The sequence below is a fragment of the Micromonospora sp. HM134 genome (genome assembly GCF_007833915.1).
GTDB classification, from domain to species: Bacteria; Actinomycetota; Actinomycetes; order Mycobacteriales; family Micromonosporaceae; genus Micromonospora; species Micromonospora wenchangensis.
In genome coordinates this window covers 1,007,425-1,019,885 of record NZ_CP041061.1, presented here as the reverse complement: position 1 = coordinate 1,019,885, position 12,461 = coordinate 1,007,425, and the positions used below count along the sequence as shown (strand labels likewise).

Sequence of the window (12,461 nt, the reverse complement as noted above, 5' to 3'; positions counted from 1 at the left end):
TCCACCGGGATACCGCTACATCGGCGACCTTGAGTCGATCACGCCCGACGGGGACGGGCACGCCCGGTCAGGAGGCGCCGTCGGCGCGCAGCGGGAAGACGTTCGACTCGGCGGAGTCGCGCAGCGAACCGAGCACCGCGCCGATCTTGTCGGCGGGCATCGGCTTGAAGAAGTGGTAGCCCTGGGCGGCGGTGCAGCCCAACGCCACCAGCGCGGCCCGCTGCTCGGCCGTCTCCACCCCCTCGGCGACCACCCGCAACCCCAGCTCGTGGGCGAGCCCCACGGTGGCCCGGACGATCGCCGCCGCCTCCGGCGAGTCGGCCATCCGGATCACGAAGGAGCGGTCCACCTTCAACTCGTCCACCGCGATCCGGGTCACGAACGACAGCGACGAGAATCCGGTGCCGAAGTCGTCGACGGCCAACTGGACACCCATCGTGCGCAGGGTCGCCAGCACCTCGTCGATCACCTCCAGCTCGCTCATCACCACCGTCTCGGTGATCTCCAGGACCAGCTTGTGCGCCGGCACCTGGTGCCGGCGCAGCGCGTCGGCGATCTCCGCCGGCAGCCGGGGGTCGAGCAGGCTGCGCGCCGAGAGGTTCACCGAGATCGGCACGTCCAGCCCGTCCCGGGCCCACCCGGCGGCCACCGAGAGCGCCTTGTCCAGCACGTACCGGGTGAACGTGCCGAGCTGTTCGCTGTTCTCCACCGGGCGGATGAAGTCGGCCGGGCCGAGCCAGCCCCGCCGGGGGTGCTGCCAGCGGATCAGCGCCTCCACCCCGGTCGGTGCGCCGGTGGCCAGGTCGACCGCCGGTTGCAGGGCCAGCACCAGCTGGTCGTCGGCCTGCAACGCCTCCCGCAGCTCGGCCAGCAGGGCCAGCTGGTCGGTGCTGGCGGCGTCCCGGGTGCTGTCGTACGCGGCGACGCTGCCGCCGCCCTCCTTCGCCTGGTACATGGCGATGTCGGCCCGGCGCAGCAGCTCGGTCAGGTCGGCGGTGCCCGCCCCGGCCACCACCACCCCCACCGAGACCTCCACCGACATCCGCACCCCGGCCACCTCGGTCGGCACGGCCAGCCGCTCGGCGATCTCCCGGGCCTGCCGCAGCGCGTACGCCATCGGGGCGGCCCGGTCGCCGATCACCGGGACCGACGTCAGCAGCAGCGCGAACTCGTCGCCGCCGAGCCGGGCGAGCAGGTCACCGGGACGGGCCAGGGTGCCCAGCCGGTTGCCGGTGAGCCGCAGCAACTGGTCACCGGCGGCGTGCCCGAGGGTGTCGTTGACCTCTTTGAACTGGTTGATGTCGAGCAGCAGCAGAGCCACCGGATGATCGTGGGCGAGCTGCCGCAACGCCTGGTCGCCCTTGCTCAGCATGGCCGTCCGGTTGACCAGCCCGGTCAACGCGTCGTGCACCGCGTCATACGACGAGCGGGCGCTGACCAGCCGCAGCTCCCGGTGGGTGGCCGCGTCGTGCAGGGCGGCGGCCAGGGCGTCGGAGTAGGCCGCCAGCGCGTCCCGTTCCCGGTCGTCCGGCGGCCCGGAGACGGGGAACCGGACCCGGATCTGCCCGACCTGCACGTCACCGACGGCCAGCGGACGGACGAGTTCGTGGGAGTCCGGGGCCGCGCCGGCGGGTGGCCCGGCCTCCCGGTCCCGTAGCCGGCCCGAGGAGTCACCCCGGTAGCGCCGCCACCGGCCGTCGCCCCGGGCCACGTCCACGTCGACCAGTTCCGCGCCGAACAGGGCCAGCGCGCCGGTCACCGCAGCGGTGGCCACCCCCCGCTCGTCGAGCTGGTTGAGCGCGGCGGTGGCCTCGGCGAACGCGCGCCAGGTGCGCTGTTCCTGGTCGGCGCGCAGCCGGTGCCGGTAGGTCTGCTGGAGCAGCCAGAGCAGCGGCGGGAGCAGCAGCAGCCAGCGCGGGTCGACCTCCAGCAACGCCACCACGACCAGCCCGACCATCACGTTGCCGACGAACATCAGCACCTTGCCGCGCAGCGCGACGAGCAGTGCCGGGCCGACCGCCACGCCGTGCCGCAGGGCCAGGGTGGCACCGCCCAGCCCGGCGGTGGTGAGCAGGTAGGTGACCGCACCGGCGACGAGGGCGGGCACGAGCGTCGGGGTGGGGCCGGCCAGGAACGGCTCACCCAGCGCGGTGGCGACGACGACGGCGAGCGCGGTGGCCGCGGTCAGCGAGGCGGCGATCCGGACCAGTTCCACCGGGGGACGGCGGTCGGCGGCCAGCGACATCGCCGTCCAGGCCGCGCCGGTGCCGAGCAGCGCGGCGGCCGGCAGCCAGCCGGCCGGCGCCAGGTAGAGGCAGACGATCAGGGCGGCCTCGCCCCAGGTGATGCTCACCATGCCGGTGGCGGTGCGGAACCGCAGCCGGGCGAGCTGGGCCAGGGCGAACACGGCCGCGACGATGCCGAACCGGGCGACGGCCGGGAGCGGATCGTCGGCCGGCAGGGCGGTGGGCAGGCGCAGGCCGACCAGCACCGCCACCAGGGCGGTCACCGTCACCGCGAGGGTGAGGACGCGCACCCGCAGCGGAGTCTCCGGCGGCGTCGGCCCGTCGTCGGACGCGCCGGCCCTGCCGGAGGTCACCGCCCGGCTCCGTCCGCGGGGCCGTCGACGGCGCGACGGACGAACGCGGCTACGACGGTCATGGCACCCCCTCCCGCGCACGGCTCAGGGACTTTCGTCCCCCGGCGGAAGGCTAAGCCAATCCGGGTGGCCGCAACAGGGGGCGACGACCCGGATCGGCGTGATTCACGCTCCGGTCACCCCACTCAGGGCTGCTGGTGGCCGCTGGGCGGGTTCGTACGTGATTCCTGCCCCGTCGTCCCGTCCGACGGACCGGTAGCCGACGAATCGGTCCCGACCGGACCACCCTGGTGCGGGAACCGCTCGGGCAGCCGACGCAGCCGGGAGTTCATGTTGCGGATGAGCAGGACGGTGGCGGTGCCGAGGAGCACGATGAGGAAGAGGCCCATCGGCCCGGCCAGGCCGCCCGTGCGGGTGTCACCGAAGTTGTTCTCCGCGAGCACCTGGACAGCGTTCAGCATGGTGTTTTCTCCGATGTGCGGTGGAGTGTCAGCGTAGCCCCGCACCCCGGTCACCCGGCATGGGCGGCTTCGCGTACCCCGGCGAACAGGTCGGATTCCGGCAGCGGGGAGTCGACCGTCGAACGGACGAGCTGGAAGTCCTCCGTCGGCCAGGCGCGCTGCTGCAACTCGATCGGCACGTGGAACCAGAAGCCGTCCGGGTCGACCTGGGTGGCGTGGGCGCGCAGCGCGTCGTCGCGGACCGGGAAGTATTCGGCGCACTCGACCCGGGTGGTGATCCGGGTGCCCTTGTCCGGCCGCTCGTCCCACCGCTTGAGCCACTCGTCGTACGGCGAGGTGAGGCCGGCGGCCAGCATGCCCTCGTGCAGGGCGGTGATCTTGCCCTTGGAGAAGCCGATGTCGTAGTAGAGCTTCAACGGCTGCCAGGGGGTGCCCAGCTCCGGGTAGCGGTCGGGGTCGCCGGCCGCGTCGAACGCCGCCACGCTGACCCGGTGGCACATGATGTGGTCGGGGTGCGGGTAGCCGCCGTCCTCGTCGTAGGTGGTGACGACGTGCGGCCGGAACTCCCGCATCAGCTTCACCAGCGGCCCGGCCGCCACCTCGACGTCCTGGAGGGCGAAGCACCCCTCGGGCAGCGGCGGCAGCGGGTCGCCCTCGGGCAGGCCCGAGTCGACGAAGCCCAGCCAGGCCTGCTCGACGCCGAGGACGGCACGCGCGGCGTCCATCTCGGCCCGCCGGATCTCGCCGATGTTGGCCCACACCTCGGGGCGGTCCAGCTTGGGGTTGAGCACGCTGCCCCGCTCACCGCCGGTGCAGGTCACGACCAGCACGTCCACCCCCTCGGCGACGTACTTCGCCATGGTGGCGGCGCCCTTGCTGGACTCGTCGTCCGGGTGTGCGTGCACGGCCATGAGCCGCAGCTTCTCTGCCAACGTGGGCGCTCCTCGTCTGTGCCCGTCGGCGGCCCGCTCCGGGTCGCTCGCCCGACCTGTCGTGGTGACCTGCCGGCGCGGTTGCCGACCTGCCGGGCCGGGCTCGGCCCCGGGCTGGGAAGATGGACCCTGTCATTCTTGCCGATGCCGCCGACAACAACGCCAGGAGATACCCGCCGGTGACCGAGACGCACGCCACAGTTCCCTCGGCCGCGCCGGTGTTCCCGCCCGGCCGGTACGGACGCCGGCGGGAGCCCGAGCGCCGCCGCCCCCTGCTGCGCTGGGTGCTGGCGGCGGCCCTGACCGCCGGTCTGGTGCTGGCCTCGACGCAGCTCTACCAGCGTTACGGCGACCCGGAGTACAAGCCCGAGGTGATCACCTACACCGATGTCGACGACACCGGCGTCCGGGTCGACTTCCGGGTGACCGTGCCCGCGGGCGGTGCGGCGGTGTGCCTGGTCCGGGCCCGCTCGCACGCCGGGGCCGAGGTGGGCCACGAGGAGGTCACGGTGACGGCGGCCTCCGGCCAGCGGCACGTCACCACCCGGCACCGGGTCAGCACCACCGAACGCCCGTTCATCGGCGAGGTGGTCCGCTGCCGTCCGGCCGGCTGAGCGGCGACGGGACCAGGCCCCGGGTCGCGGCGGGCCGCCGGCCGTCCCCCGGCCGGGTGATCGACGACGCCCGGGAGTGCGCTCCACTGGTAGGTTGGTAAGTCACCTGTCAGCCAGCACGCACATCCGAGGAGTACGCCTGTGTCCACCAATGACCACAAGGCGCCCGCCACCTGGCTGTCCCAGGACGCGCACGACCGCCTCCAGGCCGAGCTCGACGAGCTGATCGCCAACCGGCCGGTCATCGCCGCCGAGATCAACGCCCGGCGGGAAGAGGGCGACCTGCGGGAGAACGGTGGCTACCACGCCGCACGCGAGGAGCAGGGCAAGGCCGAGGGCCGCATCCTCTACCTCAAGGAACTGCTGCGCACCGCCCAGGTCGGCGAGGCGCCGACCGCCGACGTGGTGGCACCGGGCATGGTCGTGACGATCTACTTCGACGACGACGAGGGCGACACCGAGACGTTCCTGCTCGGGTCGCGGGAGATCGCCGCCACCACCGAGCTGACGGTCTACAGCCCCGAGTCGGCGCTCGGCAAGGCCATCCTGGGCGGCCGTCCCGGTCAGGCGTGCACCTACACCGCGCCCAGCGGGGCGGACATCAAGGTGACGATCGTCAGCTTCGAGCCGTTCTCCGGCTGAGCCGCGCCGCCGCCGGGTCCACCGGCCCCGGCGGCGTCCCCCGCCACCCGCCGGGGCGTGACGTCCGGCTCACGCCTCGGCCGTGAGGGCCACCTGGTAACCGCTGGCCCGCAGTGCGCTGATCAGCGTGTCGGAGTGCTCGACGCCCCGGGTCTCCACCGACAGGGCCACCTCCACCTCGCCGAGCCGCAGGTGCGGGTTGGCCCGCTGGTGCTCCACGTCGACCACGTTCGCCCGGTGCTCGGCGATCTCGGTGAGCAGCGAGGCGAGCTGACCGGGCCGGTCCGAGCAGCGGACGGTGACCCGCAGGTAGCGGCCGGCGGCGGCGAGACCGTGCTCGATCACCCGCATCATCAGCAGCGGGTCGATGTTGCCGCCGGAGAGCACCGCCACCGTCGGGGTCCGCACCTGCACCGCACCGGCGAGCAGCGCGGCCACCCCGACCGCCCCGGCCGGCTCGACCACCTGCTTGCCCCGTTCCAGCAGCATCAGCAGCGCCCGGGAGATGTCCTCCTCGGCGACGGTGACCATCTCGTCGACCAGCTTGCGGACGTGGTTGAAGGTGATCTCCCCGGGCCGGCCGACCGCGATGCCGTCGGCGATCGTGGCGAACGCCGGCAGCCGGACGGGTTCCCCGGCGGCCAGGGAGGGCGGGAACGCGGCGGCGCTTTCCGCCTGGACGCCGATGATCCGGACGTCGGGCCGCAGCGCCTTCGCGGCCACCGCCATCCCGGAGATCAGGCCGCCACCGCCGACCCCCGTGATGATCGTCTCGACCTCGGGGCACTGTTCGAGGATCTCCAACGCGACGGTGCCCTGCCCGGCGATCACGTCCGGATGGTCGAACGGGTGGATGAACACCGCGCCGGTCCGCTCCGCGAAGGTCTGCGCGGCCACCAGCGACTCGTCGACGGTGTTGCCGATCAGCTCGATCCGCGCGCCGTACCCCTTGGTGGCGGCCACCTTCGGCAGCGGCGCGTTGACCGGCATGAACACGGTGGCGTGGGTGCCGACCAGGCCGGCGGCGAGCGCCACCCCCTGGGCGTGGTTGCCCGCGCTGGCCGCGACCACGCCCCGCTCCCGCTCCCGCGCCGACAGCCGGGAGATCCGCACGTACGCGCCGCGCACCTTGTACGAGCCGGCGCGTTGCAGGTTCTCGCACTTGAGCCAGACCGGGCCGGCCAGCGCCGCGCTCAGCGGCCGGGACGGCTCCAGCGGGGTGGTCCGGGTGACCCCGGCGAGCAGTTCCCGGGCGGCCCGTACGTCGGCGAGGTCGACCAGTTCCGTCATGCCCCGATCGTGCCACCAGCCCTCGGCCCGACGGCCGGGGAGGGCGTGTCGACCCGGGGGTAGCCGGGGGCGTGCCGGGTCCACGGGGCCTGCATCTCGAACTGCCCGGCCACCCCGAGCAGCAGCAGCTCCGAGCCGGGCGGGCCGACCAGTTGCGCGGCGACCGGCAGGCCGTCCGGGCGGCGACCCACCGGCACCACGATCGACGGCAGGCCGGCGACGTTCCACGGGGCGGCGAACGGGGCGTACCGGATGTTGGTCTTCATGTTCGCCAGCCAGGAGCGGCCGGACCAGGAGGTGGCCTCCGGCGGCGGCCCGGCCAGCGCCGGGGTGAGCAGCAGGTCGATCCCGTGGTCGGTGAAGAAGCCGACGGAGCGGTCCCGCCAGGCGGCCCGGTCGGCCTCCCGCACGTACCCCCGGCGTTGCGCCCACTCCCCCAGCGCGACGTGCCGGCGGCTGCGTCGTTGCAGGCCGCGCCGGTCGATGCCGGCGGCCCGCACGTCGGCTGCGGCGGCGGCGAGCCAGGTGGCGATGCCCTGGAGGCCGAGCGAGGTCGGGTAGACCGGGTCGGCGGGCACGGTGTCGTGGCCGGCGGCGGCGAGCAGGCGGCCGGCGGCGGCCACCGCGTCCCGGTTGGGGGCGTCCGGCGCGACGCCGCGCACCGGGGAGCGCAGCGACACGCCGACCCGCAGCCGGGACGGCGGGACCAGCTTGTCGGGGCGACGCCCGGCGAGCACCTGGAAGCCGACGGCGGCGTCGGCGACCGTGGTGGTGAGCATGCCGTGCTCGGTCAGCCCGAACCAGTCCTCCGCGCCGAGCTGGCACGGGACCACGCCCCGGCCGGGCTTGAGCCCGACCAGGCCGCAGCAGGCGGCCGGGATGCGGATCGAGCCGAGCCCGTCGTTGCCGTGCGCGATCGGCACCAGCCCGGCCGCGACCGCCGCGGCGGCCCCGCCGGAGGAGCCGCCGGGGGTGTACCGCAGGTCCCACGGGTTGCGGGTGACGGCGGTCGCGTCGTCGGTGATCGCCCAGAGTCCCAGCTCCGGCATCCGGGTCACCCCGAGGATCACCGCGCCCGCGCCGCGCAGCCGGCGCACCACCTCGTGGTCGGCCTCCGCCACCCCGGTACGCGCGGCGACCGACCCGTTCCAGGTGGGCAGGCCGGCGACCGGGGTGTTCTCCTTGACCGCCACCGGCACCCCGGCGAGCGGGAGGTTCGCCAGCTCCTCCTGCTCGTCGACCTTCTCCGCCTCGGTGATCGCCTCGCCGCCCCGGACCACCCGGAACGCGCAGAGGGCGCCGTCGACCCGGCCGACGTGGTCCAGGTGGTCGGCGACGACCTGGGTGGCGGAGACGTCACCCCGGCGTACGCCCCGGGCGATCTGCTTGGCGGTCGCCCCCACCCAGGTCGGCATGATGTCCTGCACGGCCACCTCTTCCCAGCCCGCGGTCAGCCCAGCGCCTGCTCCAGATCGGCGAGCAGGTCGTCGACCGTCTCGATGCCGACAGACAGTCGCACGAGATCGCCGGGAACTTCAAGCGGCGAGCCGGCGGCACTTGCGTGTGTCATCCGGCCCGGGTGCTCGATCAGGGACTCCACCCCGCCGAGCGACTCGGCGAGGACGAACAGCCGGGCCCGGTTGCAGATCTCCACGGCGTGCTCCTCGCCGCCGGCCGCCCGGAAGGAGATCATCCCGCCGAACCGGCGCATCTGCTTGGCGGCCACCTCGTGCCCGGGGTGCGCCGGCAGGCCCGGGTAGATGACCTGGGCGACCTTGGCGTGACCGTCGAGGAAGGCGGCGATCCGCTCGGCGTTGTCGCAGTGCCGGTCCATCCGTACCCCGAGGGTCTTGATGCCGCGCAGGGTGAGCCAGGCGTCGAACGGGCCGTTGATCGCGCCCATCGCGTTCTGGTGGTAGCGCAGCTCGTCGCCGAGGGTCGGATCGGCGACGATCAACGCGCCACCGACCACGTCGGAGTGCCCGCCGACGTACTTCGTGGTGGAGTGCACCACCACGTCCGCGCCGTGCGCGAGCGGCTGCTGGAGGTACGGCGAGGCGAACGTGTTGTCGACCGCCAGCAGCGCCCCGGCCTCGTGCGCGACCCCGGCCAGGGTGGCGATGTCGGCGATGCCGAGCAGCGGGTTCGTCGGCGTCTCCACCCAGACGATCTTCGTCTCGGGGCGGATCGCCGCCCGGACGGAGTCGACGTCGGAGACCTTCGCCGGGGTGTACGTCAGCCCCCACCGCTCGGCGACCCTGGCGAACAGCCGGTACGTGCCGCCGTACGCGTCGTCGGGGATCACCACGTGGTCGCCGGGCGAGCAGACCGTCCGCAGCAGGGTGTCCTCGGCGGCCAGGCCGCTGGCGAAGGCGAGCCCGACCCGGCCCCCCTCCAGCGCGGCCAGGCACTCCTGGAGGGCGTCGCGGGTGGGGTTGCCGGAGCGGCTGTACTCGTAGCCCTGCCGGGGCGCGCCGACGGCGTCCTGGGCGTACGTGCTGGTCTGGTAGATCGGGGGGATCACCGCGCCGGTGCGGGCCTCCGGGTCCTGGCCGGCGTGGATGGCGAGCGTCTCGAAGCCGTGACTCATCCCGCAGACGTTAGTCCGCCGCGCACTCCCGCCGGCCGGAACCCGCCCCCGCTCATCCCGCGCCTGCGCCCCGGCGGCGTCCGCTCCGCGTGGTGGGCGGGCGTGCGGGGCCTTAGGCTGCGCGGGTGAGCGGGTGTGTGTTCTGCGGGATCGTGGCCGGGGAGGTGCCGGCGTTCCGGGTGGCCGACGAGCCGGACGGGGTGGCGTTCCTGGACACCCGGCCGGTGTTCAAGGGGCACGTCCTGGTGGTGCCCCGTACCCACCTGGTCACCCTGACCGACCTGCCGGCGGCCGACCTGCCCGGCTACTTCGGGCTGGTGCAGCGCCTCGCGGCGGCCGTGGAATCCGGTCTGGGGGCCGGCGGGACGTTCGTGGCGATGAACAACCGGGTGTCCCAGTCGGTGGCGCACCTGCACACCCACGTGGTGCCGAGGACGAAGGGCGACGGCCTGCGCGGCTTCTTCTGGCCGCGTACCCGCTACGCCGACGACGCCGAGACGCGGTCCTTCGCCGAACGGGTCGCCGCCGCCCTGGCCTGAACCCCGCCGACATTCGGCGGGCTCAGCGGGCGAGAGGCGCTGTTCAGCGGGTAAGGAAGCCGGGCCCGCCGGTGTTGCATGCGGGGAGAGGTACGAGAGGAGTTCCACCGTGTTCCTTCGCCGCATGAAGGCCGAGATGATCAGCCCCGACCAGGCCCTGCCCGGCCGTCCGATCGCGATGCCGATCGGGGACCGGCACGAGGTGCTGGCGTCGTCGCTGAAGGGCCCGTTCCCGGAGGGCGCCCGGGTCGCCGTGTTCGGCATGGGGTGTTTCTGGGGCGCCGAGCGGCTGTTCTGGACCCTGCCGGGGGTGCTCACCACCTCGGCCGGCTACGCGGGCGGCTACACCGCCAACCCGACGTACGAGGAGGTGTGTTCGGGGATGACCGGGCACGCCGAGGTGGTCCAGGTGGTCTACGACCCCGCCGTGATCAGCTACGAGGACCTGCTCAAGGTGTTCTGGGAGAACCACGACCCGACCCAGGGCATGCGCCAGGGCAACGACGTCGGCAGCCAGTACCGCTCGACGATCTACACCACCAGCGACGAGCAGTTGGCCACCGCGCAGGCGTCCCGGGACGCGTTCGCACCGATCGTGGCGCGGGCCGGCAAGGGTGAGATCACCACCGAGATCGCCCCGCTGGGCGACTACTTCTTCGCCGAGGACTACCACCAGCAGTATCTGGCCCCGACGAAGAACCCGAACGGCTACTGCAACCACGGTCCGAACGGGTTGAGCTGCCCGGTCGGGGTGGCCCGTACGGCCGGCTGACCTGCCGACGTCCGGCCGTCGGGCGACCCGCCCGGCGGCCGTTTTCCGGGCCTGCGGTGTTTGTCACATCGTGGGCCCGGGGCGAATCGGGCACCCGTCGGGCCCCGGGCAGGAACGTCGGGTCGCGCGGCACCGTCACGGTGAGTGGCGCACATACTAGCAATCCCGTAACACGGCCGACATCGGCTCAACAGGCGAAGTGCAACAACCTCTGGCAGCATTGGCTGGCATGTGCGGACTTGCGGGAGAGTTCCGCCGTGACGGTTCCCGGGCCGACGTGTCGGCGGTGGAACGCATGGCGGCCACGATGAGTGACCGGGGGCCCGACGACAGCGGAGTGTGGTCACAGGGGGCCACCGCCCTCGGACACCGCCGCTTGAAGATCATCGACCTCTCCGCCGCCAGCGGGCAACCCATCGTCGACCCGGCCGCCGGGCTCACCGGAGTGTTCAACGGCTGCATCTACAACTACCGCGAGCTGCGCGAGGAGTTGCAGGCCCTGGGGCACCGCTTCTTCTCCTCCGGCGACAGCGAGGTGGTGGTCAAGGCGTACGCCGAGTGGGGGCTCGACTTCGTCGACCACCTGATCGGCATGTTCGCCGTCGCGATCACCGAGCGGGACACCGGCCGGCTGGTGCTGGCCCGGGACCGGCTCGGCATCAAGCCGCTCTACCTGGCCGAGACGCCCGGCGTGGTGCGGTTCGCCAGCACCCTGCCCGCCCTGCTGGCCGGCGGCGGCATCGACACCGGCATCGACCCGGTGGCGCTGGCCCACTACCTCAGCTTCCACAGCATCGTGCCGCCGCCGCGCACCATCCTGCGCGGCGTCGCCAAGCTCCCCCCGGCCACCGTCCGGGTCTACGAGCCGGACGGCCGCACCCACGAGCGGGTCTACTGGGACCCGTCCTTCACCCGGGACGCGTCGCGCGCCGACTGGTCGGCCCGCGACTGGGAGGACGCCCTGCTGGAGTCGCTGACCACGGCGGTCCGTCGCCGGATGGTCGCCGACGTGCCGGTGGGGGTGCTGCTCTCCGGCGGGCTGGACTCCAGCCTGGTGGTGGCGTTGCTGGCCGGCGAGGGGCAGACCCGGTCCGGGCTGTCCACCTTCTCCATCGGCTTCGACGCCGTCGGCGGGCGCGAGGGCGACGAGTTCGTCTACTCCGACCTGGTGGCGCAGACCTTCGGCACCGACCACCACCAGCTCAAGGTGGCCGCCGGTGACCTGGTGCCGCCGCTGGAGGCGGCGGTGGCCGCGATGAGCGAGCCGATGGTCAGCCACGACTGCGTCGCGTTCTACCTGCTCAGCCAGGAGGTGTCCCGGCACGTCAAGGTGGTCCAGTCCGGCCAGGGCGCGGACGAGATCCTCGGCGGCTACCACTGGTACCCGCCGCTGGCCGGCATCGACCGGGAGCAGGCGCTCGACACGTACGCGAAGGCGTTCTTCGACCGGGACGCGGCCGGGCTGGCCCGGGTGCTCAACCCGGCGTGGTTGGCCGACGGCGACCCGGCCCGCGAGTTCGTCGCCGCCCACCTGGGCCGGGCCGGGGCGCAGACCGCCGTCGACGCCGGCCTGCGGATCGACACCCAGATCATGCTCACCGACGACCCGGTGAAGCGGGTCGACAACATGACCATGGCGCACGGTCTGGAGGCCCGGGTGCCCTTCCTCGACCACGAGTTCGTGGAGTTGGCGGCGGGCTGCCCGCCCGAGCTGAAGCTGGCCCAGGGCGGCAAGGGCGTACTCAAGGAGATCGGCCGCCGGGTCCTGCCGCACGAGGTGATCGACCGCCCCAAGGGCTACTTCCCGGTGCCCGGCCTGACCCACCTGGAGGGCAAGCTCCTCGACCGGGTCCGCGACGCGCTCACCGCGCCGCAGGCCCGCCGCCGCGACCTGTTCCGTGCCGACTACGTCGATGCGCTGCTCGCCGACCCGAACGCCGAACTGACCCCGTTGAACGGAAACAAACTGTGGCAACTGGGACTCCTGGAAATGTGGCTCCAGAGCCACGGAATCGACTGACC

11 protein-coding genes are annotated in these 12,461 nt (G+C 73.3%); 5 read left to right on the top strand and 6 right to left on the bottom strand.

Translation table 11 applies throughout. The features are described 5' to 3' along the window. Window positions 1-67: 67 nt before the first annotated feature. The 3 genes from FJK98_RS04960 to mca all read right to left on the bottom strand — a co-directional run bounded on the left by FJK98_RS04960 (window position 68) and on the right by mca (window position 3,992). Window positions 68-2,542, bottom strand: coding sequence for a bifunctional diguanylate cyclase/phosphodiesterase (locus tag FJK98_RS04960; RefSeq protein WP_228543416.1), 2,475 nt, complete (start codon window positions 2,540-2,542; stop codon window positions 68-70). A gap of 242 nt (window positions 2,543-2,784) precedes the next feature. Further along, window positions 2,785-3,060: a hypothetical protein gene (locus FJK98_RS04955; protein WP_088642912.1), complete on the bottom strand. Its 276-nt coding sequence runs from the start codon at window positions 3,058-3,060 to the stop codon at window positions 2,785-2,787. Between the two features lie 50 nt (window positions 3,061-3,110). After that, window positions 3,111-3,992, bottom strand: coding sequence for a mycothiol conjugate amidase Mca (gene mca, locus FJK98_RS04950; protein ID WP_145917973.1), 882 nt, complete (start codon window positions 3,990-3,992; stop codon window positions 3,111-3,113). 179 nt (window positions 3,993-4,171) lie between these two features. On the opposite strand from mca, the gene FJK98_RS04945 reads away from it, so the two are divergent. Beyond that, on the top strand, window positions 4,172-4,606 hold the full coding sequence (locus tag FJK98_RS04945) for a DUF4307 domain-containing protein (protein ID WP_145917972.1): 435 nt from the start codon (window positions 4,172-4,174) through the stop codon (window positions 4,604-4,606). Between the two features lie 141 nt (window positions 4,607-4,747). Beyond that, window positions 4,748-5,248 (top strand): transcription elongation factor GreA, encoded by a 501-nt coding sequence (greA, locus tag FJK98_RS04940; protein WP_145917971.1) that lies wholly within the window; start codon window positions 4,748-4,750, stop codon window positions 5,246-5,248. A gap of 69 nt (window positions 5,249-5,317) precedes the next feature. Here the strand turns inward: greA and ilvA are convergent, their stop codons facing one another. Genes ilvA through FJK98_RS04925 form a run of 3 tightly spaced genes read right to left on the bottom strand, consistent with a single transcriptional unit; the run spans window position 5,318 to window position 9,128 of the window. Next, window positions 5,318-6,538 (bottom strand): threonine ammonia-lyase, encoded by a 1,221-nt coding sequence (gene ilvA, locus FJK98_RS04935; protein WP_145917970.1) that lies wholly within the window; start codon window positions 6,536-6,538, stop codon window positions 5,318-5,320. Next, window positions 6,535-7,971 carry an amidase gene (locus tag FJK98_RS04930; protein ID WP_145917969.1) on the bottom strand — a complete coding sequence of 479 codons (1,437 nt, stop codon included), beginning with the start codon at window positions 7,969-7,971 and terminating at the stop codon, window positions 6,535-6,537. The genes ilvA and FJK98_RS04930 overlap by 4 nt, the downstream gene beginning before the upstream one ends. A gap of 17 nt (window positions 7,972-7,988) precedes the next feature. Further along, window positions 7,989-9,128 (bottom strand): cystathionine gamma-synthase, encoded by a 1,140-nt coding sequence (locus FJK98_RS04925; RefSeq protein WP_145917968.1) that lies wholly within the window; start codon window positions 9,126-9,128, stop codon window positions 7,989-7,991. A gap of 125 nt (window positions 9,129-9,253) precedes the next feature. On the opposite strand from FJK98_RS04925, the gene FJK98_RS04920 reads away from it, so the two are divergent. The 3 genes from FJK98_RS04920 (at window position 9,254) to FJK98_RS04910 (ending at window position 12,459) form a co-directional block, all read left to right on the top strand. After that, window positions 9,254-9,667, top strand: coding sequence for an HIT family protein (locus FJK98_RS04920; protein WP_145917967.1), 414 nt, complete (start codon window positions 9,254-9,256; stop codon window positions 9,665-9,667). 109 nt (window positions 9,668-9,776) lie between these two features. Continuing rightward, on the top strand, window positions 9,777-10,439 hold the full coding sequence (gene msrA, locus FJK98_RS04915) for a peptide-methionine (S)-S-oxide reductase MsrA (RefSeq protein WP_088642903.1): 663 nt from the start codon (window positions 9,777-9,779) through the stop codon (window positions 10,437-10,439). Window positions 10,440-10,668: 229 nt separating this feature from the next. Next, entirely contained in the window at window positions 10,669-12,459 is a 1,791-nt protein-coding gene (locus FJK98_RS04910) for an N-acetylglutaminylglutamine amidotransferase (protein WP_145917966.1), read from the top strand. The last annotated feature ends 2 nt before the right edge of the window (window positions 12,460-12,461 follow it).

Coding starts and splice junctions, on each gene's coding strand:
- FJK98_RS04955 (WP_088642912.1), bottom strand. CDS start 3,060: ATGCTGAACGCTGTCCAGGTGCTCGCGGAGAACAACTTCGGTGACACC.
- FJK98_RS04910 (WP_145917966.1), top strand. CDS start 10,669: ATGTGCGGACTTGCGGGAGAGTTCCGCCGTGACGGTTCCCGGGCCGAC.
- FJK98_RS04925 (WP_145917968.1), bottom strand. CDS start 9,128: ATGAGTCACGGCTTCGAGACGCTCGCCATCCACGCCGGCCAGGACCCG.
- ilvA (WP_145917970.1), bottom strand. CDS start 6,538: ATGACGGAACTGGTCGACCTCGCCGACGTACGGGCCGCCCGGGAACTG.